Genomic DNA, 23,130 nt, shown 5'->3' on the forward strand with positions numbered 1-23,130 from the left:
GCACCACGGAGGAATCAACGCGCTAGATTCCTCATTTGATATCTCAATCAGGGGTTCTATGTACGATTTTGCGATTGTTGGCGGCGGCATCATTGGGTTATCGACCGCGATGGCATTGGGAGACCGCTATCCAGATGCCAAAATTTTGCTATTAGAAAAAGAGAGCCGATGGGCATACCACCAGACGGGCAACAACAGTGGAGTGATTCACTCTGGCATTTACTATCAGCCAGGAAGCTTTAAGGCAAAGTTTTGCCGCGCTGGGAGCCAGTCAATGGCGCAGTTTTGCCAAGAACACGCGATCGCTCACGAGGTATGTGGTAAAGTCATTGTCGCCATTGAGCCAGATGAGCTACCGCGATTAGAAAATCTTTATCAACGGGGGCTGCAAAACGGTCTCAAAGTTGAACGCATTACGCCAGACCAAGTGCAGGAGATTGAGCCTCACGTCCGCTCTTTAGCAGGAGTCCGCGTCTATTCAACAGGTATTGTCAGCTACAAGCAGGTCTGTCAAAAATATGCAGAACTCGCGACTGTTCAAGGAGCCAATCTGCGCCTCAACACGCGAGTCGAAACCCTGCTTAAAACCAGCAACGGCTATGATATCGAGACCACAAACGGCACCTTTAGCACCCAATTTGTGATTAACTGTGCGGGGCTGCACTGCGATCGTATGGCTCAACTCGCTCACACAAAACCCCCTGCCAAAATCGTCCCCTTCCGAGGTGAATACTACGAGCTAACTCCAGAAAAGCGCTATTTAGTCAAGCATTTGATCTATCCAGTCCCCAATCCCGATTTCCCTTTTTTGGGCGTTCACTTCACGCGGATGATTGATGGCACGGTTCATGCAGGTCCCAACGCGGTGTTGAGCTTTAAGCGAGAAGGTTATAAAAAAACAGATTTTGACCTGCGTGACTTTGCCGAAGTCATAACCTATTCCGGTTTTTGGAAGCTGATGTCAAAGCACGCAGATCAAGGACTTCAAGAGATGATGCGATCGTGGAGCAAGGCATTATTTGTGCAAAGTCTGCAACGACTGATTCCAGAAGTGCAAGCCAAAGATTTAGTGCCGACTCATGCTGGAGTGAGAGCGCAAGCCCTGATGCCCAATGGCGAGCTTGTCGATGATTTTTTGATGGTGCAAGAGGGCGACGCGCTGCACGTCTATAACGCTCCTTCTCCAGCAGCAACCGCCTCGATCGAGATTGGTCACGCGATTGCAAATCAGGTTCCGTTCATGACTTCATCTAGCGTTGCGTTTAGCGCCTAATCTTTATGCCCACGCGACCAACGAGCGATCGCATTCAAAAACAGATAGAGAATAAACGTTAAACCCTAAGTGCTCTAGCCGAAACGACCGCTGACATAGGCTTGCGTCGCTTGCTCTTGGGGACTTTGGAAAATCACCTCAGTCCGATCGTATTCAACGATATATCCCGTTCTTTGACCTTTGGCGTTGGCTTCTACGTTAAAGAAAGCGGTACGATCGGAGGCGCGCGAGGCTTGCTGCATGTTGTGCGTCACGATCAAAATCGTATACTTCTCTTTGAGTTCTTGCAGCAAATCTTCGACTTTGAGGGTCGAGATCGGGTCAAGCGACGAACAGGGTTCGTCCATCAAAATCACGTCGGGCTGAACGGCGATCGCACGAGCAATACACAATCGCTGTTGCTGACCCCCTGATAGGTCGGTCCCCATCTCTTTGAGCTTGTCTTTAACATCATCCCAAAGCGCCGCCTGCTTGAGAGAACGCTCGACCAACTCATCCATATCGCCTTTATAGCCCAACAGACGCGGACCAAACGCAATATTGTCGTAGATAGACTTGGGGAACGGATTTGGCTTTTGAAACACCATCCCGATCTGTCTCCGCACCTCGACGGGATCAATCTCAGCCGCGTAGAGATCTTGATCGCGGTAGAAAAGTTTGCCGTCCATGTGAAACGACTGAATCAAGTCGTTCAATCGATTAAAGCAGCGCAGCACCGTGCTTTTGCCGCAGCCAGATGGACCGATGAACGCCGTGATCTTGTTTTTATGAATCTCGATCGTGATATCCCTGACCGCCAAAAAATCACCGTAGTAAATGTTGAGATTCTCAGTCCGAAACACGGTGTCGGTTTTGCGAGCGTTCTGAAGTTCGGGAGCCATAAAGTGAGTGGGGTAGAGGTTGCTAAGTGCGTAACCGGATCGAGAATTTGAATCGAGAAACCTAATTAAAAGCCAGATAACAGCGCCACAGAGACTATCGCTTTCTGACGATCCAGCGAGAAAGAATGCTCGTTGCAAGCACCAATGTCACTAACACTAATGACCCTGCCCATGCTAACTCTTGCTGGCGCTCATATGGGGCAGTGGCAAAGTCAAATACCAATCGAGACATCGTTGCGGTTGGCTCCCAGATTGATCGTACCCAATAGCGGCTCGTCGATGCCGTAAACAAAATGGGTGCGGTTTCTCCTGCTGCGCGAGCAATTGCTAATATCACACCTGTAATAATCGCGGGCAGTGCCGCTGGTAGCACAATCCTCAAGGTAGTCTGAAAGCGAGTTGCCCCTAGTCCGATCGCGGCTTGTCTAAAATCTCCGGGCACAGACTCCAACGCTTCGGTTGCCGTTCTAACGATCGTAGGCAGCATCAAGACCGCTAATGCAAAGCCGCCTGCTACCGCAGAAAAGGTTCCGGTTGAGAGCACCACGAGCGCGTAAGCAAATGCGCCAATCACGATCGAAGGCACCCCGCTCAACACATTCGTCAAAAAATTAATTGTTTCTGCTAGTTTTGTGTCGCGATAAAATTCTGCCAAAAAAATCGCCGCCATTACCCCAAACGGGATGCTCAAGACTGAGGCGATCCCGACGGTCAATAGAGTGCCGACGAGCGCGTTACCAAAACCGCCGCCCTTTAAACCGGGTGCAGGCGGAAGTTGGGTAAAGACATCTAGCCTGAGACTAGATGCCCCGTTGATCAAGACGTAGGACAGCACTGCAACAAGCGGAATCAATGCCAGAGCCGCGCACGCAAAGGTGACAACCGTCATCACCGACGAAAATAGCGTTCGAGGCGACGTTGGCGATCGCTTCATGTTAGGTGCCGTTGCCAATTCTGAGCTTGCCATAGTGAGTTAAGAGGTATCAGAGTTTGAGTATCGGGATTTGGGTATCAAGTTGGACGGTTAAGTCTGACTCTGTTCTCTAGAGTTTTAGGCTAAAGCGGCGCACGATCAGCTCGGCTAACACGTTGACGACTAACGTCAGCCCAAACAGAATCAAGGCGGCATACATCAAAGACGAGACCTGTAGACCTCCGGCTTCAGCAAACTGGTTTGCCAACAGCGAAGACACGGTGGAACCTTGAGACAGAATTGAAAGATCAATGGAGTTGGAGTTACCGATTACCATCGTCACCGCCATCGTTTCTCCCATTGCTCGACCTAGCGCCAACATAATGCCGCCCACAATCCCCGAAAACGCTGCCGGAAGAATAATCTGAAAGATCGTTTCCCAGCGCGTTGCTCCCAAACCGTAAGCCGCTTGGCGAATTTCTGTAGGCACTGCAACCAGAGCATCGCGTGAAATCGCCGCAATAATTGGCAAGATCATGATCGACAAGATGATCCCCGCCGCATAGATACCTGGACCAGCAGGGGCAGTGCTAAAGATAGGAATCCAGCCGAAGTTAGCGTTGAGCCAAATGCCAAACGGTCTAAGCAGGGGAATTAACACAAATATACCCCACAGCCCATAAACGACACTGGGGATCGCTGCCAACAGCTCGATCAAAAACACGATCGGCTGTTTGATGCGCGGTGGCAGATAATCTTCGCTGAGAAATAGCGCCACCCCAATGCCGATCGGGACGGCGATCAGCAGCGCAATAAACGAAGTCACCAGCGTTCCATAGATCTGGGTCAGCGCTCCAAAGACTTCATCGTTAACGCTCCAGCGAGTAGTGGCTAAAAAGCCTAACCCAAATCTTTGAATTGCTGGAAGAGAGTCAGTGCCGACTCGATAGGCGATCGCCAACAAGACAAGACCGACCCCGATCGCAAACGCCCCAGTCACCCAAACGAAGCCTTTGTCCAATAAGCGCGACGAATTCGATCGCTGGGTCGGCATTGCAGTGCGGGAAGTTGACGTAGCCATAAAATCTACTGAAGTGTGAACAGATTATTGAGGGTGAGGAGCAAACCGATAGTGTGAGAAGGTCGCAGATTATTTAGCAGCTACCTTGATTGTGTCTAAAGTCCCTGAAACCTTAGTGACTAATTCGTCAGGCAGCGGAAGGTAGCCCAATTCATCAGCATATTGCTTACCGTCTTTGTAAGCCCACTTTAAAAACTCTGTTAGGGCTTTTGCTTTTGCAGGATCTTGAGGTTTCTCATACAGCAGCATCCAGGTCAAGCTGACGATCGGGTAGGCATCTGTTGCTTCTGGATCAGGGACTTTCACCGCATAGTCAGCCGGAACCGTAACTCCAGATAATGCTTTTGCCGCCGCATCAGGAGTAGGGGGCACAAATGTACCTGCCTTGTTTTGCAGCGTAGCGGTCTTCAGCTTAATTTGCTTGGCGTAAGAATACTCGGTGTATCCGATCGCGCCTTTAGTCTGCTGAATATTGGCAGAAACTCCCTCGTTGCCCTTGGCACCTGTTCCAGTAGACCATTCAATGGTTTTACCCGCGCCAGCTTTCCAATTTGGGCAAGCCTTAACAAGATGGTGGGTGAAAATATCAGTGGTGCCGCTACCGTCTGAGCGGTGAACAAAGGTAATCGGTTCGTTGGGCAGCGTTACTCCAGCATTGTCTTTGACAATTTTAGGATCGTTCCAGGTTTTGACTGACCCATCAACAATTCCACAAAAGGCTTCACGGGAAAGCTTTAAGTTGTCAACGCCATCAAGGTTATAGGCAAAGACAATAAATACGCCCGTCGTCGGGACTTGAATTGCACTGCCTCTCGCGCTAGGGAGTTTGCTCCGCTCTTCTGGTTTCAGCACTGCATCGCTGGCGCCAAAATCAACGGTTTGGTCTAAAAAGCGCTTGACCCCAGCCCCACTGCCCACGGAGTCATAGCTGATTTGAACGGTTGGGTTTTGTTTATTATATTCTTGAAACCAGCGCTGATAGAGGGGGTTAGGAGCCGTTGCCCCTGCTCCACTAATAGAAATCGTGGCACCGCCTCCACTTGCAGGAGCAGGACTGCTTCCGGTCGAGGTGCTAGGAGGAGCAGATGGCGTTTGGGGGGTGCAAGAAGCCAAGCCCAGCGCAAGGGCGATCGCTGGAACCGAGAATCTCCAACAGGTTGCACTTAGAGAAAAAGCCATAAGTTCTAAATGGTCTTGTAAATAACCTTATCAGGTTACATCGCGACATTAAAGACCAGGTTAAGACGGGCAGAAATGTAATTTTAATTGCTGAAATTATTGCTCGAAAGCTGTTTTTATTTCCTTAGAACCTCAAGTTCAGCAATATTTTTCTTGAGTTTGTGTAATTGTTAATACCCTGAAATCCGCATTCTACGGAAAGTTTTTCTGAGTCAAAGAAACATGACTTTCAGACTAGCATTCATAAAATTTGCAAAGCTTTGTAAACTTTGATTCAAATCACCCGCCAGATTGAATTTCGAGAAATAAACCATAATCATCTGTCGGATTTCAGATAAGTTTTGACCCCGTTATTGATAAGAATTCGTCTGTTTATCACTAGACTAAATGCAGCGTTTGTGCTTCTCTTTCAGAAAAGATTCCGTTATAATAATTCGCGAACAAGAGTTCGGCTACAGTTGCTAAGGACAACTAGCAGTCTGCTGCATCCAAAGCACTTACCGAGTTCGCCCTCGCATTTGGTTTGGAGAAAACTGTGACTATCTACGTTGGAAATTTAGCATTTCAGGCGACAGAAGACGATTTAAAGGAAGTGTTTGCTGAATATGGTGCGGTGAGCCGAGTCAGCCTCCCAACCGATCGAGAGACGGGCAGAAAGCGAGGCTTTGCGTTTGTCGAGATGGAAGACGAAGCCAAAGAAGATGCCGCGATCGCAGAATTGGATGGGGCAGAATGGCTCGGTCGGGAGTTGAAAGTCAACAAGGCAAAACCACGAGAGCCTCGCAGTGGAGACGGCGCTCCTAGCAAAACGTTCACCAAGTCTCGATACTAAGGGAATTGCGGATTACTAGAGAGTTCTAGCCAACTGGGATTCAATTTTCGCGCAAGTTTCTAAAACAAAAGGGCGTACTTCCTGGAAAATACGCCCACTGACGTTTGAGTCAAATGATATTTTCAAACGTCGTTTATTCAGTCCGCAAGGAGTTAACCTCGCTGACCGAGAAACTGTCCTGCCATTCCCATTAGATCTCCTAAATCCACATTTCCATCTTGGTTTGAATCCAAAAATGTGTTGAGAACAGGATTTCCGGCTTGGGCATTTTGGGTGTTAGAACCACTTTGCAAAAGATTGAGCACGATCGGCACTAACACAGGCAACATCGATTGAATCGTACCCGCATTCAAGCCAGTTTTCTGAGCGAGATCATTGGCAACTTGCTGTTGCTGATCTTGAGAAAACACCGCCTGAACGGCATCAGGATTGTTGCCTAATCCACCGTATTGATTTACCAAAGATTGCACTTGATCGCCGCCCATTGAGGCTTGCTTATCTTGCAGCGACGATCGTACATAGTTGCCAACTGTAGACATAATCATTTGAGTCGTTCCAGCATCGACTCCATGGCTATTGCCCAATTGCTGCGCCATGCCAAGAATGCCTCCTAACTGATCGGGGCTGGCTTGCTGCTGAGGATTTCCAACAGCGCTAAGAATCTGATCAAAAAGGCTCATAATTTCCCTGCTTCAACAACTTTGAAGAATTTTAAGCTTTGGATGACTACATTTCAACTTAAGCATCCGATTAGCCTCTAGAGAATAGAAAACTCATCCTTCAAAGTCAACGATCGGACGTTTAGATTTTGATTCAGTCTCACAAATCTCATTCTTGAGAGACTCTTTGCACTAGACGAATGAAGGAGAATAGAGAAGAATTTTGATTCGCGTTTGCGAAGTCCATTTGACTAGAATCGGGTTATCTTCATGCCGTTGCCTCGCCTGCTGACACTGATCTTTGGTCTCACGCTCATTTTGGGGCTGATGATTTGGCTGATCGATTCTCTCTCTCGGTTATCTTGGCAATTGGCTTACTATCCACTGCTCGGACCGATTTTGATCTTCTTGATCATTGCCCTGCTGAGCGTGCTGATTGGGGCATTTGTCTACTACTTTTTTCTCCTGCCTCGCAAGCAGCAGCGCAACCGCTCCCGTCGCATCTCTCCTAAAGTTTCGCCTATCAAAGCAGAAGCTGCCGAAGAGAATCTCAAAGCCGTCCGTCAGCAGTTAAAGCAGATTCAAGATGAGGTGACGCGACGCGAGATGCTGACTCGATCGCGCGAAATCGAGCAAAATCTCGCCCGTGGTGAACTAATGGTCGTCGTCTTCGGGACGGGATCATCGGGCAAAACCTCTGTGGTGAATGCGCTGATGGGGCGAATGGTGGGCAAAGTGGGCGCACCGATGGGCACTACCGAAGTTGGAGAAACCTATCGACTGAAATTAAAGGGAGTCGATCGAGAGATCATAATCACCGATACTCCCGGAATTTTAGAAGCCGGAGTCGCCGGAACGGAACGAGAAAAGCTGGCTCGCCGCCTTGCAACGGAGGCAGATTTGCTGCTGTTCGTGCTCGACAACGACCTTCGACAGTCAGAATATGACCCGATGAAGATGCTGGCAGAGATTGGCAAACGCTCGATCGTGGTCGTCAACAAAGCCGATCTCTACACAGAAGACGATTTAGAAACGATTTTGGCTCGGCTGCGAGAGCGGGTGCGCGGCGTAGTTTCGACCCATGACGTGATCTCGATCGCTGCCAATCCCCAATCGGTGAAGCTAGACACCGGGGAAACCATCCAACCCGAATCGGATATCATGCCACTGATTCGGCGAATGGCGGCGATTTTGAGGGCAGAAGGTGAAGACTTGCTGGCAGACAATATTTTGCTGCAATCGCAACGGCTGGGCGAAGAGGCACGTCGCTTAATTGATGGGCAACGGCGACGACAGGCAGAAAAAATCGTCGAGCGGTTTCAGTGGATCGGGGCTGGCGTGATTGCGGTGACTCCGCTCCCCGTGGTGGATTTGTTGGCAACAGCGGCTGTCAATGCCCAAATGGTCGTCGAGATTGGCAGAGTTTACGGCTGCGAAATCAACATGGAGCGCGGACGAGAGATGGCTCTATCGCTGGCAAAAACGTTGGTTAGTTTAGGCGTGGTAAAAGGTGCGATCGAGCTTCTCAGCACTGCTCTACAGTTGAGCGTCGGCGGATTTCTGTTCGGACGCGCCATTCAAGGCATCAGCGCGGCTTATCTGACTCGCATCGCAGGCAAAAGCTTTATCGAATATTTTCGGCATGACCAAGATTGGGGCGATGGCGGCATTACTGAAGTCGTGCAGCGTCAGTTTCAACTCAACCGTCGCGACGAATTTATCAAGTCGTTTGTGCAAGATGCCATCACAAAAGTTATCAAACCCCTACAGCTTGAAGCCAAAATCGAAGACGATGACGAACCCGGTGCCTTAGTGCAAAGAGAACCAGAACTGTTGGAAATGGAACCCCTCGAAGACACGATCGACGATTGGCATTAGTTCCACGATCGGCGCGGGGATCATCTCGCCTCGCATATCCAGAAACTGCACTAGAACCAAATAACCGACACCTAGAATTAGCGCGATCGCCCCTGTCAACACCGCCACAAACTTCGAGCGATCCATAAATTACTCATCCCTAGAATTCTCTTAAATCAAGTCTAAGCAAGATTTGCCAAACGCGGGATCTGCAAACCCAAAATCAGCCGAATCGAAAATCCGATAAAGTGGTTTAATGTCTACACATCGCTGAAGACAAGATGGACGCTGCTGTAGATTTACCGAGTCAAACCCCTGAAAACGATCGCCCGATCGTGATCCAAACCTACGACCTGAGCAAACGCTACCGCACTGGATTTTGGATGAATCAGACGGTGGCGTCGCTCAAAAACGTCAGTCTGACCGTCTACGAGGGCGAGACCTTTGGGCTGTTGGGACAAAACGGCGCAGGCAAAACCACTCTGCTCAAAACCCTGTTGGGAATTGTGCGTCAAACCTCTGGACGGGCAACTTTGTTAGGAAAACCCCTGGGCGATCGGGTTGTCAAACAACGCATCGGCTATTTGCCCGAAAATCCTTATTTCTACGACTATCTGACAGGTTGGGAGATTTTGCAGTTTGCAGCAGGACTGTTTCAGGTGCCCCGATCGATTCAACGCAAACGCATCCCCCAACTGCTCGACTTAGTGGGACTCGCGCAATCAACCGCCCGAAAAAAACAACTGCGGCAATACTCCAAGGGAATGCTGCAACGGATTGGCATGGCACAGGCGTTAATCAACGATCCAGAATTGGTGTTTTTAGATGAGCCGATGTCCGGCTTAGATCCGCTCGGACGCTATCAACTGCGAGAAATTATTCTGTCTCTCAAGTCTCAAGGCAAGACGATTTTCTTCAACAGTCATGTCTTGTCGGATGTTGAGAAGATCTGCGATCGGGTCGCCATTCTCGCCCAAGGAGAACTGATTTCGATCGGCTCTCTGCAAGATCTGCTGGGCATTGCTGACACCTATCAAGTCAAAGTCAAAGGCGGCAACCCCGAAGTTTTAAAGCAGTGGATTATTGATTTAGATTTTCAAGAAGGCTACTGGCTCGGACATCTCAAAGGCGACCCGCAAGATTTTATTGCCAGTCTGCGACTGATGAGAGCGCAATTGATTTCGATTCAGCTTGCTCGCCCATCGCTAGAGGAATTTTTTGTGCAACAGTTGCACGATCGGGGCATTCATTCCAGCACTTAACGTGAGACGCTGTAAAAATATAATGATGGAGTTAAGAACCGTGTTGGAGCGCGTATGCCACTCACTGCTAACGATCTAGAAATTTTCCAGCAGCAGTTTCCCAATTACCAGATGGAATTAGTAGATGGAGAGATCGTCGTTATGAGTCCGTCTGGATTAGAGTCTGATGAAATCGCTCTAAAGATTGGGCGGCAACTAGCCAACTGGGTTAGACCTCGAAAGCTTGGGCGTGTTGCAGGCTCCAGTGCTGGTTTCAGACTTCCCAATGCTAATGAAGATGTTCGCGCCCCTGACTGCTCTTTCGTCAAAGCAGAGCGACTGAGACGAACTACAAAGGACTTTGCGCGACTGGTGCCCGATCTTGGCTTTGAAGTGGTATCAAAATCAGACTCCCTGGCAAAGCAGCGTCAGAAGGTCAAGTTCTACCTCTCGCTAGGCATGGTTGCTGGAGTGGTGGTTGACCCTAGAACGAGAATTGTTGAACTGTTTCGCCCTGGGCAAGACGATCCCACTGTTTTGAGAGATGGGGATGTTTTGACGGTTCCAGAACTCCTTCCAGGTTGGGAGATGGAGATTTCAAGTATTTGGGCACCAGAGTTTGATTAGCCGTCAATTCTGCTGGTTGACCACTCCTATCCTTCCCTAAAGTGGCAAATTTTCCTGGAGAATCTTGATGAAAAATTCAACGCCCGTCCTGTCCGCTTCGGGATTAATCAAAAGCTTTGGTGGCGTGATGGCAGTTAATAACGCCTCGATCGAGGTTGCTCCCGGCAGTGTCACCGGGCTAATCGGTCCCAATGGCGCAGGCAAAACGACGCTGTTTAATCTGCTGTCTAACTTCATCCATCCCGATCAAGGGCAAGTGTTGTTTGACGGAGAGCCGATTCAAAACTTGCAGCCTCACCAAATCGCCCAACGCGGTATGGTTCGCACGTTTCAAGTCGCCCGTGTGCTGTCGCGTCTGTCGGTGTTAGAAAATTTGCTGTTAGCGGCTCAACACCAAACAGGTGAGAAATTCTGGAACACCTGGTTTTCAGGAAAACAGATCGCCAAAGAAGAGCGAGAAGCCCGCGATCGAGCGATGGAGATCCTAGAATCGGTCGGACTGGCAGCCAAAGCTCAAGACTATGCGGGCGGACTTTCGGGCGGACAGCGCAAATTATTGGAGATTGCCCGATCTCTGATGACCCGTCCCAAACTCGTGCTGCTCGACGAACCTGCGGCAGGAGTCAACCCAACGCTAATTAATCAAATTTGCGAATATATTCACTACTGGAACCGTCAAGGACTCTCCTTTTTGATCATCGAACACAACATGGACGTGATTATGTCGTTGTGCGATCGAGTCTGGGTTCTCGCTGAAGGTAGCAATCTCGCAGTTGGCTCTCCGAGCGAAATTCAAACCAACGCTCAAGTCTTAGAAGCCTATTTAGGACAGTGATCCCGGATGGTCTTCACAGTGGTTTAGAGAGCAGGAACGGTATGATTGAGAAGGAGTTAATTTATGTAACGTTCTTTGACTGCTACCTTTAAACCGACCGATAGCACGATTCTGCCAACTAGCTGGAACTTTCTTGATCCTGTCTGGCAGGGCAACGATCGCGATATTCAGCAAGGCTTACCCCACAGTCAGCTAGCCCCAACCTGGCAAATGTTGCTCTTAGGAGACGGCTCTCCAACTCGCCACCTGCAACTTCTCACAGGCGAACCGACCGAAGTAGACGTGATCGATATGTCTACGATCGGCTTTGATCACGACAACGCCCCTGCCTCTATCGAGATGGTGCCCGGACCGCGATTGCGACGGCAAGTTTGGCTAAGAACGTCCTCTGGGCAACGATTAGCGTATGCAACTTCGTGGTGGGAGCAGAGCCATGTAGACGACTATTTGCAGAACCGATCGCTCCCCATTTGGGCAAGTCTCGCCCGTTTACGAACCGAGCTATATCGAGATGTGAAAGGCATTTGCTACGGTCGCTCTAGCGTTTTAGAAGAAGCTTTTGAGCAATCGGGTCCTTTTTGGGGACGACACTATCTCTTCTGGCATCACGGGCAACCCCTGACGGTAATCTACGAGGTGTTTTCACCCTACTTGCAGAAATATCTCGGTGAGATGCAGCTTCATCCTTAACCATCCCGAAATTTCCTGGGGTATCGAGGACGGCAGGGAGTCCCCCAACAAACCTGCTGCTCTGGCAACGAGGAAAAGACGCTGCTTCTTGCCCCGACCAGGGCATTGGCTTCAATCTGAACGCCTGCACCAATAAAGCAGTCTGTTGCAATCCAAACGCCATTGCCGATCGCGATCGGAGCAGTCACCAGTCCAAACTTAGGATCTTGGGCATCGTGACTCCCAGTACACAGGTAACTCTTTTGGGAGATCACACACTGCTCACCGATCTGAATCAGCTCCAAGCTATAAAAGACAACATCATCGCCAATCCAGCTATAGTCGCCAATCTCAACCTTCCACGGATAGGTAAATCGAGCCGTCGGACGAATCAAAACCTCTTTGCCAATTCGTGCCCCAAACAGTCGCAATAGCTGACACCGCACTGAGTTAAACGGGTGAGGAGTCAACGGAAAAAGCACCCCCTGCACCAGCCACCACAGCATCACATACCAGCCCGGGCGACCCCGATCGAACCCAGCCTGGTCATATTGGCGCAGATCAACCAGTGGTTTTGCATCTAAAACCGGAGATAGTTTTGCCGATTCCTGATCCATTAATCTCCTCAAGAGTCGGTTTGGGCGACGGGTTGAGAAGTCGCCTCAGGAGACTGATTTTTAGCCGTATTCAGAGTGCCACCACACTGACGCAATTCATAGAGCTTCACGCCAATCTGGTATTCATATTGGCTCAACAATCGCCCATAAATATAGCCTGCTTTCCCATCTAAAAAGCCCAGGCGAATGATGTAGAAAAGGACAAACCGCAGCAGAGGCTTAAACGGAAGTCTGACCCAAATGTTTTTTAAGAATCGCTTGCGCTGGACGGCAGTGCCAAAAAGATTGGCTCCGATCGTGCCCCGCTCATCCTTCCCGTTAAGTCGATTTAGATAAACCTGAGCTTCCCAATTTGAGTAGCGGTTATGGCGTTCTAACCAGTGATAGAGATCCTTAAAGTCGATGTGCAGCATATCTTGTTTTAGATATCCAACCTTTCCAGGCAAGATGACATGCTCGTGAACTTCGTTATCACCTGTGTTGCGAATCTCTTCGGTTTTCAGGTTTTCATAGCGCCCTTTCGCATGTCGAAACAGACGCAGATTCCAGTCAGGATATTTGCCGCCATGACGAATCCACTGACCGAGAAAAAAGACTTTTCGGTTCAGATAATAGCCATCACAGTCCGACTGCTGAATGGCTGTCTCGATTTCATCCCAGAGTTCGGGCGGAATGCGCTCATCGCAATCGACTATCAGCACCCATTCATGGCGAAACGGCAGATTTTCGAGTGACCAATTTTTCTTTTTGGGCCATCGACCATTGAACTGAAACTGCACCACCTTAGCTCCGTGGCGTTCGGCAATCTCGATCGAGCGATCACTGCTCTGAGAATCGACCATAAACACCTCATCGGCTCTGGCAACGCTCTCTAGACACGCCGGGAGGTTTGCCTCTTCGTTTCGAGCCGGAATAAGCACAGACACCGGAAGTTTAGGAAGCTTAAAGTTCATAATTCAACCATTGAGCGTGAGCGCGACCCAGACCGCAAGGTTGGCGGAATCATCGCTGCCCTACAGTGTTCCCATTCCAGAATGGTCGTCTCTAGGCGGGTCATCAATTTTAAACCTAAAGGCGATCGGTCTAACCTTCAGCACCCGGTTTGTTAGTGCTGAGGGCATAAGTCGGTTTGATCGGCTGAGAACTCTTCTTCACCTGGTAAAAGAGATTCTCATATTGATTCAGTGCCTGTTCAAACGAATAGCGCTCTAGAGCATATTGTCGCCCCTGCTTGCCCAATCGCTCGGCGTGCTCAGGATTTTTTTGCAACTCTAGAATCTGCTTCGCCAACGCTACCGGATTTTCTGGCTCAACTACGACTCCCCCACAGCTTTTCTCGATCGCTTCCGCAGCGCTGCCAGACCCAGGAACCGACGCAATGATTGGGCGACCGCTTGCCAGCAAAACCTGCGTTTTAGACGGCATATTAAACGAGATAACATTGTGCTTTTGCACGATTAGCCCCACATCGGCGGCAGCTAGCATTTCAGGCAAACTCTCACGCGGTTGAAAGGGCAGCAAGACTACGTTATTTGCTCCACAGGTTTTGCAGTAGCGTTTCAGCGTTTCAACTGCCTTCATCTCACCGACGATCACAAACACGATGTCTGGCACATCACATAACTGTGCCGCCGCTTCTACAACGGTCTCTAACCCTTGAGTTAAGGCAATATTGCCCGAATAGAGCACGACGAACTTGCCTTCGATCTGATGGGCACGTCGAAACGCATTGTTTTCTTTGGGAAGCGGATGAATAAAGCTGGTGTCTACCCAATTGGGAATGCAGGTGATTTTCTCAGACGGAACCCCTTTGCTTTCTAGATTCTCGACAAATCCTTCTGCAATCACGCTGACGGTGTGCGCCGTCCGATATGCAAACTTTTCGATCGCTTCCAGCACCCAAATCAACGCCTTATTTTTAATCAACCCCATGTGAACAGCGGCTTCGGGCAAAATGTCTTGCACGTTGAGCACGATCGGACAATTGTAGAGCCAGCCCAACAAAGCAGCCGGGGCGCATACGGGCAACGGCGGCACAGTTAGAAGAACCAAATCAGGTCGCAACCCTCTGAGCGCTTGAAAAAAGCTGGTACACACAAAACTGCTGTCTAAAAAAATGCGATCGAGCAGGCTCGGCTTGGGCTTAACCCAGACATAGCTGCGCTGAATCGTTACTCCATTCCGTTCTTCGGTTTCATAGAGCTTGCCGCGGTATTGCTCATAGATTTCTCGCTGCGGATAGTTGGGCATTGCGGTGATCACCCGCACTTCATGACCCCGTTTTGCCAACCCCTCTGCCAACTCAGTCATGAGAGGTGCAATGCCGATCGGCTCTGGATAATAATTATATGAATAGATCAAGATACGCATAGCTGATGGACTCAGACGGTTAGGGGTGCGTTTCACTGGCTGCATTCGTTCTGAAGGTTTAATTCCTAATCTCTAAAAATTTTGACTCTCACCAGAAATTAAAGATTCCTTGAATTGTTCACAGTTAATGCTTTGCTCATCATGCCCACTGAGTAAAAATAATCACACTGTGCTGTCGGTTTCAGAGAGAATAGGACTACATTCTTTCTACTACGCTCAGATTAACGTTCTGTAAATAGATTAACTTTTGCAATCTATTTAGATAGTTGAAGACAGGTTCACTTCTTCTACTCTTTACACTCTAAGAGACCTCTTTCTGGATAATGCCCACATCGATTTAGGCTCTTCTGAACAAAGCCGATGGTTGAGAACTCAGTAGATTTCCTACACGCTTTATGAAGTCACTATTCTCAGGTGGGTGATGAAATTCAGATCAAAGTATAAGATTAGTTAGGTTATCGGCTCACTCAGCAGGTGGAACGATCGCAGAAAACAGTGCTGCATAGTCCATCTCGGCAAACGACATCGCGATCGCCTTGGTCAAAATCTGGCGCACTCCTTCTACACCATTTGTTTCTAGACCTGATGACTGAGCGGCTGAGATAAACAAATCAATGTCTTTTTTGAGATGCTTGGTCGGAAAATTCGGATTTTCGTAGTCTCGATCGAGCATTCGCTGCAGTTTCTTGTCAAAGGTGGGCGCGTAAAGAGCACTTTTACGCAAAATCGCCATAAATGCTTGAGCATCTACGCCCTGATGCGTGACCAACCCTAAACTGACCGCAAACGCGCTAGTCAGCGCACCAATTAATTGATTAAGTGCCAATTTAACCGCCGCCGCCGATCCGACCGAACCTAATAGGACTGGCTCCAATCCAAAAGTCTCTAAAAGCGTGAACCAGCGAGCAAATTGATCAGGTTCTGCGCCAACCATGACGATCAGTGACCCCGATCGCGCCTCTGGAATGCTGCCCAGCACAGGGGCTTCTAGATAGTCGCCTCCTGCGGCAACCACCTCGTCTCGAATCGTCTGACTTTCATGAGGCGCGATCGTGCTCATTTGAATTACAGTGCGCCCTGTCAGTTGAGATCGAGACTCATCGCACAGCAAAAGATCATGAATGGCAGCCGCATCCGTGAGCATGAGGATAATGCAGCTTGAAGCGACGATCGCGGCGGCAGCAGACGGTACGATCGTGGCTCCAGCCGCTTGCAGAGGGTCTAGCTTAGAGGCGGTGCGGTTATAAACGGTAAGAGAATGATGGGCATCCATCAGGCGCTGCGCCATTGGCAAACCCATCAGTCCAGTTCCTAGAAGGCTAATCTTCACGGCTCACCTCAACCCAAAACGTTGGCTTGTCGAGCTTCTAGTTTAGAGTTTACAGTGGAGAGGAACCCCGACTCTTATTGAATCGCTTTCATCAAAAACTGGGCGATTTCAATCAGTTCATTTTTGTTAAACGTTTCGAGTAATGCTCTAGCAGCCGCTCTCGGCTCTCGTGGAATTGAGACTTGATTGTGTTTAGATGCGACCTGACGCACTGAGGGTTGAGCCGCAATTTGAGATGGGCGAACAGCAGGTTGAGCGGGCATCACCAGTTTGAGAAGGTTTTGACTCACTTCAATCTCAGCGACTCTTCTCGTCAGCAGCAGATCACTGGCTTGTTTGAGATTGCGAATCACGATCGGAGCCAAAATCGGGTAAGCATTTTTGGGGTTCGCGATCGCTTGTTGCACGATTTGTAAGGCGGTCACCCAAGGTTTAGCCGTGACATTTAATTGAATCAAGCGGCTGCACAACGCAACAAGCTGTTGACGGCTCCTAATCGAGTCTCCCTGCTTAAACAGTTGCAGCATTGCCTTGAGAATGGTGTTGATGTGAGCCGCCGCACTGATTGAAGACTGAGGCGCAGCAGCACTTTTGGGCTGTGGCAAGACGGTTGCCTTGTTGATGAGAGACTGAAGATACGTTTCTAGCTGGGTGAAAATAGGCTCGGAGGCGATGACTGCCCGATGAGCCTTTTCTTCTTGCAGCCCAAAAGGACTTTGCAGCGCTTCAACTAATTCTTTAAGCGTGTCAAATCCTTTGAGAAAGAGGTTTTCTAACGTTTGGTCGATCGTCACCGGGTGCTCTTGTAAGTGTTTGAAACAATCCTCAAAGTGATGAGCCGTTTTTTGAATGCTGTCAAACCCCAGCATTGCGGCTCCTCCTTTAATCGAGTGCGCCGCCCTAAATAGCTCGTTGACCTGCTCTGAGTCAGACATGGTGACTCGCAGATTGACTAAGCCTTGCTCGATCGTGTCGAGATGTTCTTTTGCCTCTTCGATGAAATAGCCCAAGATTTGCTGCTGCTTGACTGATTGCACTGCCCTGCTCCCATTGCCAAAAGTGGATGTTAAAGAGGAGACCCTACCTCCATTTACTGAGTATTCCCAGCTACACGCATAGCCTCACGTATTTAGAGAGAAAGACCTGACGAATGTTTGGCATCTGAGCTAAACTACCTACCGCAATCTATGGCGAAGAAATATCTCGGTTTGGGTAACCGTTTTTTTGATGGTACAAATCGAGATAAAAAGTTTTAATAGATGTATCAAGATTCACTCAACGAGTCTAAATTACTCCTGAGTCAAAGGCTATCTCCTTGAAGAGTGGTAGTAAAGGCTCTTCGCGGATTGTGTGATTAAAACAGGCTTTCTATCAACGTCTTCCTCTCAAGCGTGGCTTCTTATGAATCAGCCTCACCTTCTAGAACTTGCTAAACAGGGTGACTCAACCGCGATCACAGCGTTGATGAATGCAGTTTTAAACCCTCAAGAAATTCAAGCTCAAGTGGAGTTAGAAGGGCACTGTTTAGGCGTTCTCCTAGAATCTAGTCGAGCATTGAATCAGGAGGCGATCGTTACCTTTGTTTGCAGAGGGCTGGATAGGCTTGACGTAGAGCAAATAAACACTATTAAAATCTGCTCACAAGAAATTGGAAAATCCTCTTTCTCCTGGGTTAGAGAATTTGCGCTACAGCCCGTTGTTCAACCCGCTTCAAAAGACAGATCTGAAGATCTGGAAGACTCTTTAGACCTTGATGAAGCAGAGCTTGAGGAGCAGCAGACGGAAAATGAGGTATCCATCCCATCTTATTTTCGAGCTTACTCAGTGCTGTTTGGGGTTGCCGTAGTGGTGGGTTTTATGTCAGGTGGCACGATGGCTACCTTGATTTCGACCTCGCAGGCAGCCAATCAAACGGCAGCAGCCGAGGCAGAAGGAGGTCTACTAGGAGAGAGTGTGAGCAAGCAGACTCCTCAAGAAAAGCAGCAAAAGGCTGAGCGCTATTTAAAGGCAATGAATGCTGCTCAAACCAAGTTTTTTGATGAAAACAAGCGATTTGCTAGCAGTTTAGAAGAACTTGAGCGATCGATGAACTTAATTTCTCAAAGCTATGACTACGCCTATAAGTTAAGAGTTGCGAATGCGTCTCGCGCTGAGATTGCAGCTATCCCCAAAGCAAATGGGTTGAGAAGCTATGTCGGAGTTGTCGCAGTGACTAAGAAAAAGACTGCGAATATCATCTGTAAGGCAAAACAGCTTTCAGCCGAGTCGCTGCCCGTTCCCGAATCTTCAAAGACTCTGAAGTGTCCGAGCCGTTCTGCTCAAGTAGACTAAGACGGAGTCGCGATCGGAAACGTGGTCAACAGGAAAACGGCAACGACCGCGATCGCCAACACGCCCTGAATCAAATTGCCAATTAGGGAGCCGACTACGATGCCGAGTCCTGCTTTGATGGCAATCTGAATATTTTTGCAGTAGATAAACTCACCCACGATCGCGCCCAATAAAGGTCCGAGCAAGATGCCGAGTAGCGGTCCGCCGAAGGGCAAAGCAGGGAACAAACCAAAGAATCCTAGAAATAGACCGACGATCGCGCCAATCTGTCCCCAATTGCTGGCTCCTGCTTTTTTTGCGCCCCAATAACTTGCCAAAAAGTCGATGCCGATGCTGCTGATGAGAACGACGATCGCGACCGTCAAAGCGACTCCGACACTAGCAAACCCTTTGACCAATCCCCACGCGATAATTCCTATCAAAATTAAGCTCGTTCCTGGAATGCCGGGGACGACTGCGCCAATGATGCCCACGACCATGAGGGCAACCAATGACCAATAAATGACGATCGTGGATGTCATAGGATTCAGTGAGGGGATATTACTACGGTAGCGTGTAGAGGTTAACCTTTGGCGGGTTCAAGATGCTGGCTGAGGGTGTTGTCAAGTTTTTCTGCGATCGCGGCGACCCAATTTTCATCTTGCTTGGTGTAGCTGCGGGGGGCATTGGCTCCTAAAATCAGCGCTCCTTCAGCTCCGATCGGCTGACAGATCACGCCTTGCGTATTTTCGGGCAGATAATCAAACTCAAAGCGTCCTGGATAGATGGCAAGAGCAACCAGATAAATCGGCTGATGTTTATCTAACACTCGTTGTAAGATCGCTCCGGGTTTGACTTCGGTGTTGGGGCTGAGAATGCCTCGTCGCAGCAAAACTTTGCCCCGATGCCACACCACGATCGACTTCGTAACGGTATTTGTTAAAAGTAGATGCGACATCCAAGCTAGCTCAGTTTTGACGGCATCTGGCAAATCGGGCGCAAGCTCAAAGCCTTGTTCGCCAACTAGCTCAACGCTCTCAGGAGTTCTCGACTGGACTCGTTGCCAAAGCAGCCCCGTCAAAATCAGCAGCGCACTAAGAATGACCCCCAACGCGTCCGATCGTGCCTGTGAATCGGTCAAACTTGATGTCAAAAACCGATTGGTGAACAGTAAAATACCTGCTATTGAGCCAACCACGATCGGCAGTTGTCGCAGCACTTGATTTTGATCGGGTTTCGCCATTTTTTCTCGCTCAAATCTCTCAATCCCCTTCGTTTATTCTGACAGGAGACGTGGCTTGCTAGAACTCTTTAGCTCTGGATTGGTGTCGCTCTGGCTAAATGTGGCAGGAGTGCCAGATCTCAATTCTTCAGAGTCGATCGGGCTAACTCAGCTGCAAGAAACGCCCGATCGCAGTGCAGAAACTATGATGAAGCAATATCTTAAACAGATTGCCAGTCGAGGTTTGAGCGAGGCGACTCAGGGAATTTGGCTTCAGTCAGGCGCTCAGTCGTTAGCCAATCATCAAGGAACGACTCCGCTTCCTGCCGCTTCGATTACCAAAGTTGCCACTACGTTAGCCGCGCTAGAAACGTGGGGTGTCGATCACCAGTTTGAGACGCTGATTTCTGCTACGGGCATGATTCAGAACGGCGTTTTGCAGGGGGATTTGGTGATTCAAGGCGGTGGCGATCCTTTGTTTGATTGGGCAGAGGCGATCGAGCTGGGCAATGCGCTCAACAAAATGGGCATCTCTCGCATCACCGGAAATCTGCTGATTGTGGGCAACTTCATGATGAGCTTTGAGGACGATCGCACCAAATCTGGAGAGTTACTCAAACAAACGCTCAACTCAAAAACCTGGAATGACGATGCAAAGTTTGAGTATGAGCAGTTGCCGAAAGATACGCCGCGCCCTAGTGTTGAGATTAAAGGGGCGAGCAAAGTTGCCGCGAAAACCGAGCTACTGCCTAAACAAATTCTGCTGTTGCGACATCGATCTCTACCGCTTACAGACATTCTCAAACGAATGAATGTGCACAGTCAGAACGAAATGTCTCAGATGTTATCCGACAATTTGGGAGGCATTCAGGCAACCGTTGAGAAAGCCGCCAACGCCGCTGGGGTTCCCGCAGCAGAAATCCAGCTTGTAAATGGGTCAGGGTTGAGCATGGACAACCGGATTTCTCCTCGTGCAGCCTGTGCGATGTTTGCCGCGATCGACCATTACATTCATCCGCGCAATTTTACGATCGCCGATCTGTTTCCCGTTTCAGGGTGGGATCGCGACGGTACGCTAGAAGACCGAGATATTCCTCGTGCGGCGGTTGTGAAGACGGGCACGCTCAATGAGGTAAGTGCGTTAGCGGGAGTTTTGCCTACGCGAGATCGGGGGTTTGTCTGGTTCGCGATTATCAACCGAGGCAGCGACATCAGCAGTTTGCGAAAGCAGCAAGAAGTCTTTCTCAAATCGCTACAGCATCAGTGGGGCAGTGTGCTGTCTCCAACCGTGATTGAGCCAAGCTCTTGGGTTGGGGCGAGACGCGCCACGTTAGGGGCATCGGGTCGCAATGAGATTATTTATGGCGGTTAGCCGTAAATATGAGCAAAATATTAAGATAATTTAAGCAAATCTAAGTTACGTTGCATTTTTATCAGGAAGTCAGGAAAACCTGATATCTTGTGATGATTCACAAACAGACTAAGGTGACGTTATGCAATCCTCTCAAAGACATCTAGGTCAATCGATTGGAATGGTTGTATTGCTTGCTATGACCTGTATTGGCTTCATCGCGATCGTCTCTCAGATGAACTGAGGTGTTCAACAAACCTTAAAGTAAAAGGGAAAATAAGAGCATCAGCAAGCTCTTCTAAATAAAATTTTTTTACTTTACTTAACAATCTCCGCTATGTCGCTCAGAGCTTCTCATAATCAAAAGGGCAGAGTCATCTTGATCATGACTTTGTCCTTTTAATTAGATAAAAATGTGCTCTCAGAGTCGTTGCAGCAAACTCAAGCCGTGAGTATCTGTGCCACAAGTGTTAAGCAACTGATAGCGATCGCTCATTTGCTTAACCCGCTGAGTCTCATTAGGGCTGGCTCTCCAAGGTTTAGGATTGTTGTAAGCATAATAGGCTTCTACACCATCAATGCCACAGTTCACCGCAGCCGGAATCAGATCATCGGGCGATCGCCGATAGCGAACTGGGTGCGCCAACACTGCCAAGCCGCCCGCCTGATGAATGGCAGAAATGACGTGAGCCGCTTGAGCCGCTTCCCCGATAGGCGCTTTGCCCTGCAAGTAGGGAGCGATGACCTCCTGTTCTGGGTCAAAGGCAAAGCCCAAAATATGCACCTCAGTATTGAGCAACTGAGAGGTAATTTCAGCCCCGACCCAAACATGAGGAATCGGCTTATCTGCCGCTTCAGCAGAGTGTCGCCAACTATCAAGCCATTGTTGCGCAGCTTGATAGCCACTCACTCGATGGTGATCGGTGATGGCAAACCCTTTGAGTGATAGCGCGATCGCTTGCTTCATCAACAACTCAGGCTGCAACTGCCCGTCTGAGTGATTGGTGTGCATGTGAAAATTGTAGGTATGGGGACAACTCTCAGCATTAATTGACGCGAAAACCTGCCTGAGTGCCACCACATCCTGCGCTGCTGGCTTCCCAGATGTCGAAACGGTCGCAAGATTAGCAGCCATGAACGCCTCAACAGTAAATGGGCTTGTCTGTTACTGATCGTTACTATAGCGAATTTGGGCGTTGCTGAATGCAGATAGGAAATGCCCTCCTCACAAAGTGGGGCAAGCCCCCGCCAACCCTTCTCCCCAGAGAGAGGGCTAGGGTGAGAGTAAAATCTGTGCTTCATAAATCGATTCAGCAACGCCCGAATTTAAAGACGGTCTTTAATACGCCTCACGCTTCCTCACTTGACTAAACTGACCTACAGCAAAGAAGCCTTATAGCAAACGCTTTCGGGTAGGGAGTTACAGTAGAAAACTGGCACATCACACTTATGGGTGAATCTGAACGTCATGGTATGGTCACTACCCAAAGCAACCAAGGCTCTTGAGCCTGACCTATTTACGTCCACCCTGAAAAATAATTTGCAAATCGTTTCTAGCTTACTAGCAGTCAGTCAATGCGGGCATGAGGGATAACTCCTAAGAAACACACTCCGGAGCAGTGGATTTAGGAACAAGGTCAAACCCCAGAGTTAGCGCCTTTTTCTTCAGGTTTTTAACGATCCGTTCTTGATACTTCTGCTGGTCAGCGTCCATGCCCGGATCGACATAGGATTGGTTCGATGTCCAGAGGTGATAGAAAATCCGTGCCAGTTTGTGCGCCGTTGCGGTGCCCATCCGAGCTTGCATTCGACGATGGAAAGCGCCTAGGGCAGAATGGGAACGACAGAGCGTTTGGGCTGCGATGCGGAGCGCGGTAGCGACC

General features: G+C 49.2%; 22 protein-coding genes and 1 pseudogene. 9 read left to right on the forward strand and 14 right to left on the reverse strand.

Going from position 1 to position 23,130, the window contains the following annotated elements; translation table 11 throughout:
- Positions 1-58: 58 nt before the first annotated feature.
- Positions 59-1,273, forward strand: coding sequence for an L-2-hydroxyglutarate oxidase (gene lhgO, locus A8707_RS05495; protein WP_068815790.1), 1,215 nt, complete (start codon positions 59-61; stop codon positions 1,271-1,273).
- A gap of 74 nt (positions 1,274-1,347) precedes the next feature.
- On the opposite strand, the gene pstB is transcribed toward lhgO, so the two are convergent.
- From pstB to pstS, 4 genes are all read right to left on the reverse strand, one after another.
- Positions 1,348-2,154: a phosphate ABC transporter ATP-binding protein PstB gene (gene pstB, locus A8707_RS05500; protein ID WP_068815791.1), complete on the reverse strand. Its 807-nt coding sequence runs from the start codon at positions 2,152-2,154 to the stop codon at positions 1,348-1,350.
- A 94-nt stretch (positions 2,155-2,248) separates the two neighbouring features.
- Positions 2,249-3,121 (reverse strand): phosphate ABC transporter permease PstA, encoded by an 873-nt coding sequence (gene pstA, locus A8707_RS05505; RefSeq protein WP_068815792.1) that lies wholly within the window; start codon positions 3,119-3,121, stop codon positions 2,249-2,251.
- 76 nt (positions 3,122-3,197) lie between these two features.
- Entirely contained in the window at positions 3,198-4,148 is a 951-nt protein-coding gene (pstC, locus tag A8707_RS05510) for a phosphate ABC transporter permease subunit PstC (RefSeq protein WP_068815793.1), read from the reverse strand.
- A 69-nt stretch (positions 4,149-4,217) separates the two neighbouring features.
- Positions 4,218-5,327: a phosphate ABC transporter substrate-binding protein PstS gene (gene pstS, locus A8707_RS05515; RefSeq protein ID WP_068815794.1), complete on the reverse strand. Its 1,110-nt coding sequence runs from the start codon at positions 5,325-5,327 to the stop codon at positions 4,218-4,220.
- Positions 5,328-5,862: 535 nt separating this feature from the next.
- Between pstS and A8707_RS05520 the strand changes: the two genes are divergently transcribed.
- The gene (locus A8707_RS05520; protein ID WP_068815795.1) at positions 5,863-6,159 is read left to right on the forward strand and encodes an RNA recognition motif domain-containing protein; all 297 of its coding nucleotides are present in this window, start codon (positions 5,863-5,865) and stop codon (positions 6,157-6,159) included.
- Positions 6,160-6,311: 152 nt separating this feature from the next.
- Here A8707_RS05520 and A8707_RS05525 read toward each other — a convergent pair whose 3' ends face one another.
- Positions 6,312-6,839 (reverse strand): DUF937 domain-containing protein, encoded by a 528-nt coding sequence (locus A8707_RS05525; protein ID WP_068815796.1) that lies wholly within the window; start codon positions 6,837-6,839, stop codon positions 6,312-6,314.
- A gap of 249 nt (positions 6,840-7,088) precedes the next feature.
- Here A8707_RS05525 and A8707_RS05530 point away from each other — a divergent pair, with 249 nt between their 5' ends.
- The 5 genes from A8707_RS05530 to A8707_RS05550 all read left to right on the forward strand — a co-directional run bounded on the left by A8707_RS05530 (position 7,089) and on the right by A8707_RS05550 (position 12,068).
- Positions 7,089-8,696: a YcjF family protein gene (locus A8707_RS05530; RefSeq protein ID WP_068815797.1), complete on the forward strand. Its 1,608-nt coding sequence runs from the start codon at positions 7,089-7,091 to the stop codon at positions 8,694-8,696.
- A gap of 260 nt (positions 8,697-8,956) precedes the next feature.
- Complete coding sequence (locus A8707_RS05535; RefSeq protein WP_068815798.1) at positions 8,957-9,937, forward strand: ABC transporter ATP-binding protein; 981 nt, start codon at positions 8,957-8,959, stop codon at positions 9,935-9,937.
- A gap of 54 nt (positions 9,938-9,991) precedes the next feature.
- On the forward strand, positions 9,992-10,543 hold the full coding sequence (locus A8707_RS05540) for a Uma2 family endonuclease (protein WP_068815799.1): 552 nt from the start codon (positions 9,992-9,994) through the stop codon (positions 10,541-10,543).
- A gap of 67 nt (positions 10,544-10,610) precedes the next feature.
- Positions 10,611-11,378, forward strand: coding sequence for an ABC transporter ATP-binding protein (locus A8707_RS05545; protein WP_068815800.1), 768 nt, complete (start codon positions 10,611-10,613; stop codon positions 11,376-11,378).
- 75 nt (positions 11,379-11,453) lie between these two features.
- Positions 11,454-12,068: a chorismate lyase gene (locus tag A8707_RS05550; RefSeq protein WP_068815801.1), complete on the forward strand. Its 615-nt coding sequence runs from the start codon at positions 11,454-11,456 to the stop codon at positions 12,066-12,068.
- Here A8707_RS05550 and hpsU read toward each other — a convergent pair.
- From hpsU to A8707_RS05575, 5 genes are all read right to left on the reverse strand, one after another.
- Entirely contained in the window at positions 12,065-12,664 is a 600-nt protein-coding gene (gene hpsU / locus A8707_RS05555) for a hormogonium polysaccharide biosynthesis acetyltransferase HpsU (protein ID WP_068815802.1), read from the reverse strand. The genes A8707_RS05550 and hpsU overlap by 4 nt on opposite strands.
- 8 nt (positions 12,665-12,672) lie before the next feature.
- Positions 12,673-13,617, reverse strand: coding sequence for a glycosyltransferase family 2 protein (locus A8707_RS05560; protein WP_068815803.1), 945 nt, complete (start codon positions 13,615-13,617; stop codon positions 12,673-12,675).
- Between the two features lie 130 nt (positions 13,618-13,747).
- A complete protein-coding gene (locus A8707_RS05565; RefSeq protein ID WP_068815804.1) occupies positions 13,748-15,034 on the reverse strand; it encodes a glycosyltransferase family 4 protein in 1,287 nt (428 codons plus the stop codon).
- 463 nt (positions 15,035-15,497) lie between these two features.
- The gene (locus A8707_RS05570) at positions 15,498-16,364 is read right to left on the reverse strand and encodes an NAD(P)-dependent oxidoreductase (protein WP_068815805.1); all 867 of its coding nucleotides are present in this window, start codon (positions 16,362-16,364) and stop codon (positions 15,498-15,500) included.
- Between the two features lie 74 nt (positions 16,365-16,438).
- Positions 16,439-17,401 carry an Hpt domain-containing protein gene (locus A8707_RS05575; protein ID WP_068815806.1) on the reverse strand — a complete coding sequence of 321 codons (963 nt, stop codon included), beginning with the start codon at positions 17,399-17,401 and terminating at the stop codon, positions 16,439-16,441.
- A gap of 364 nt (positions 17,402-17,765) precedes the next feature.
- On the opposite strand from A8707_RS05575, the gene A8707_RS05580 reads away from it, so the two are divergent.
- Complete coding sequence (locus A8707_RS05580; RefSeq protein ID WP_068815807.1) at positions 17,766-18,695, forward strand: type IV pilin-like G/H family protein; 930 nt, start codon at positions 17,766-17,768, stop codon at positions 18,693-18,695.
- On the opposite strand, the gene A8707_RS05585 is transcribed toward A8707_RS05580, so the two are convergent.
- Positions 18,692-19,216 carry a DUF456 domain-containing protein gene (locus A8707_RS05585; RefSeq protein WP_068815808.1) on the reverse strand — a complete coding sequence of 175 codons (525 nt, stop codon included), beginning with the start codon at positions 19,214-19,216 and terminating at the stop codon, positions 18,692-18,694. The two genes, A8707_RS05580 and A8707_RS05585, sit on opposite strands and share 4 nt — an antisense overlap.
- 41 nt (positions 19,217-19,257) lie before the next feature.
- Entirely contained in the window at positions 19,258-19,917 is a 660-nt protein-coding gene (locus tag A8707_RS05590) for a cofactor assembly of complex C subunit B (RefSeq protein WP_068815809.1), read from the reverse strand.
- Between the two features lie 55 nt (positions 19,918-19,972).
- On the opposite strand from A8707_RS05590, the gene A8707_RS05595 reads away from it, so the two are divergent.
- Positions 19,973-21,268, forward strand: coding sequence for a D-alanyl-D-alanine carboxypeptidase (locus tag A8707_RS05595; RefSeq protein ID WP_068815810.1), 1,296 nt, complete (start codon positions 19,973-19,975; stop codon positions 21,266-21,268).
- Positions 21,269-21,668: 400 nt separating this feature from the next.
- Here A8707_RS05595 and A8707_RS05600 read toward each other — a convergent pair whose 3' ends face one another.
- Together A8707_RS05600 and A8707_RS05605 are read right to left on the reverse strand one after the other, a co-directional pair.
- Entirely contained in the window at positions 21,669-22,382 is a 714-nt protein-coding gene (locus A8707_RS05600; RefSeq protein WP_068815811.1) for a PHP domain-containing protein, read from the reverse strand.
- Between the two features lie 462 nt (positions 22,383-22,844).
- Positions 22,845-23,130: pseudogene (locus tag A8707_RS05605) on the reverse strand (IS110 family transposase); the annotation flags it as partial.

It is taken from the genome of Phormidesmis priestleyi BC1401 (assembly GCF_001650195.1).
GTDB classification, from domain to species: domain Bacteria; phylum Cyanobacteriota; class Cyanobacteriia; order Leptolyngbyales; family Leptolyngbyaceae; genus Phormidesmis_A; species Phormidesmis_A priestleyi_B.

What these genes read in the sequence shown, in the direction of transcription:
- lhgO (WP_068815790.1), top strand. Translation starts at nt 59, where the DNA reads ATGTACGATTTTGCGATTGTTGGCGGCGGCATCATTGGGTTATCGACC.
- pstB (WP_068815791.1), bottom strand. Translation starts at nt 2,154, where the DNA reads ATGGCTCCCGAACTTCAGAACGCTCGCAAAACCGACACCGTGTTTCGG.
- pstA (WP_068815792.1), bottom strand. Translation starts at nt 3,121, where the DNA reads ATGGCAAGCTCAGAATTGGCAACGGCACCTAACATGAAGCGATCGCCA.
- pstC (WP_068815793.1), bottom strand. Translation starts at nt 4,148, where the DNA reads ATGGCTACGTCAACTTCCCGCACTGCAATGCCGACCCAGCGATCGAAT.
- pstS (WP_068815794.1), bottom strand. Translation starts at nt 5,327, where the DNA reads ATGGCTTTTTCTCTAAGTGCAACCTGTTGGAGATTCTCGGTTCCAGCG.
- A8707_RS05525 (WP_068815796.1), bottom strand. Translation starts at nt 6,839, where the DNA reads ATGAGCCTTTTTGATCAGATTCTTAGCGCTGTTGGAAATCCTCAGCAG.
- A8707_RS05530 (WP_068815797.1), top strand. Translation starts at nt 7,089, where the DNA reads ATGCCGTTGCCTCGCCTGCTGACACTGATCTTTGGTCTCACGCTCATT.
- A8707_RS05535 (WP_068815798.1), top strand. Translation starts at nt 8,957, where the DNA reads ATGGACGCTGCTGTAGATTTACCGAGTCAAACCCCTGAAAACGATCGC.
- A8707_RS05540 (WP_068815799.1), top strand. Translation starts at nt 9,992, where the DNA reads ATGCCACTCACTGCTAACGATCTAGAAATTTTCCAGCAGCAGTTTCCC.
- A8707_RS05545 (WP_068815800.1), top strand. Translation starts at nt 10,611, where the DNA reads ATGAAAAATTCAACGCCCGTCCTGTCCGCTTCGGGATTAATCAAAAGC.
- hpsU (WP_068815802.1), bottom strand. Translation starts at nt 12,664, where the DNA reads ATGGATCAGGAATCGGCAAAACTATCTCCGGTTTTAGATGCAAAACCA.
- A8707_RS05560 (WP_068815803.1), bottom strand. Translation starts at nt 13,617, where the DNA reads ATGAACTTTAAGCTTCCTAAACTTCCGGTGTCTGTGCTTATTCCGGCT.
- A8707_RS05565 (WP_068815804.1), bottom strand. Translation starts at nt 15,034, where the DNA reads ATGCGTATCTTGATCTATTCATATAATTATTATCCAGAGCCGATCGGC.
- A8707_RS05580 (WP_068815807.1), top strand. Translation starts at nt 17,766, where the DNA reads ATGAATCAGCCTCACCTTCTAGAACTTGCTAAACAGGGTGACTCAACC.
- A8707_RS05585 (WP_068815808.1), bottom strand. Translation starts at nt 19,216, where the DNA reads ATGACATCCACGATCGTCATTTATTGGTCATTGGTTGCCCTCATGGTC.
- A8707_RS05590 (WP_068815809.1), bottom strand. Translation starts at nt 19,917, where the DNA reads ATGGCGAAACCCGATCAAAATCAAGTGCTGCGACAACTGCCGATCGTG.
- A8707_RS05600 (WP_068815811.1), bottom strand. Translation starts at nt 22,382, where the DNA reads ATGGCTGCTAATCTTGCGACCGTTTCGACATCTGGGAAGCCAGCAGCG.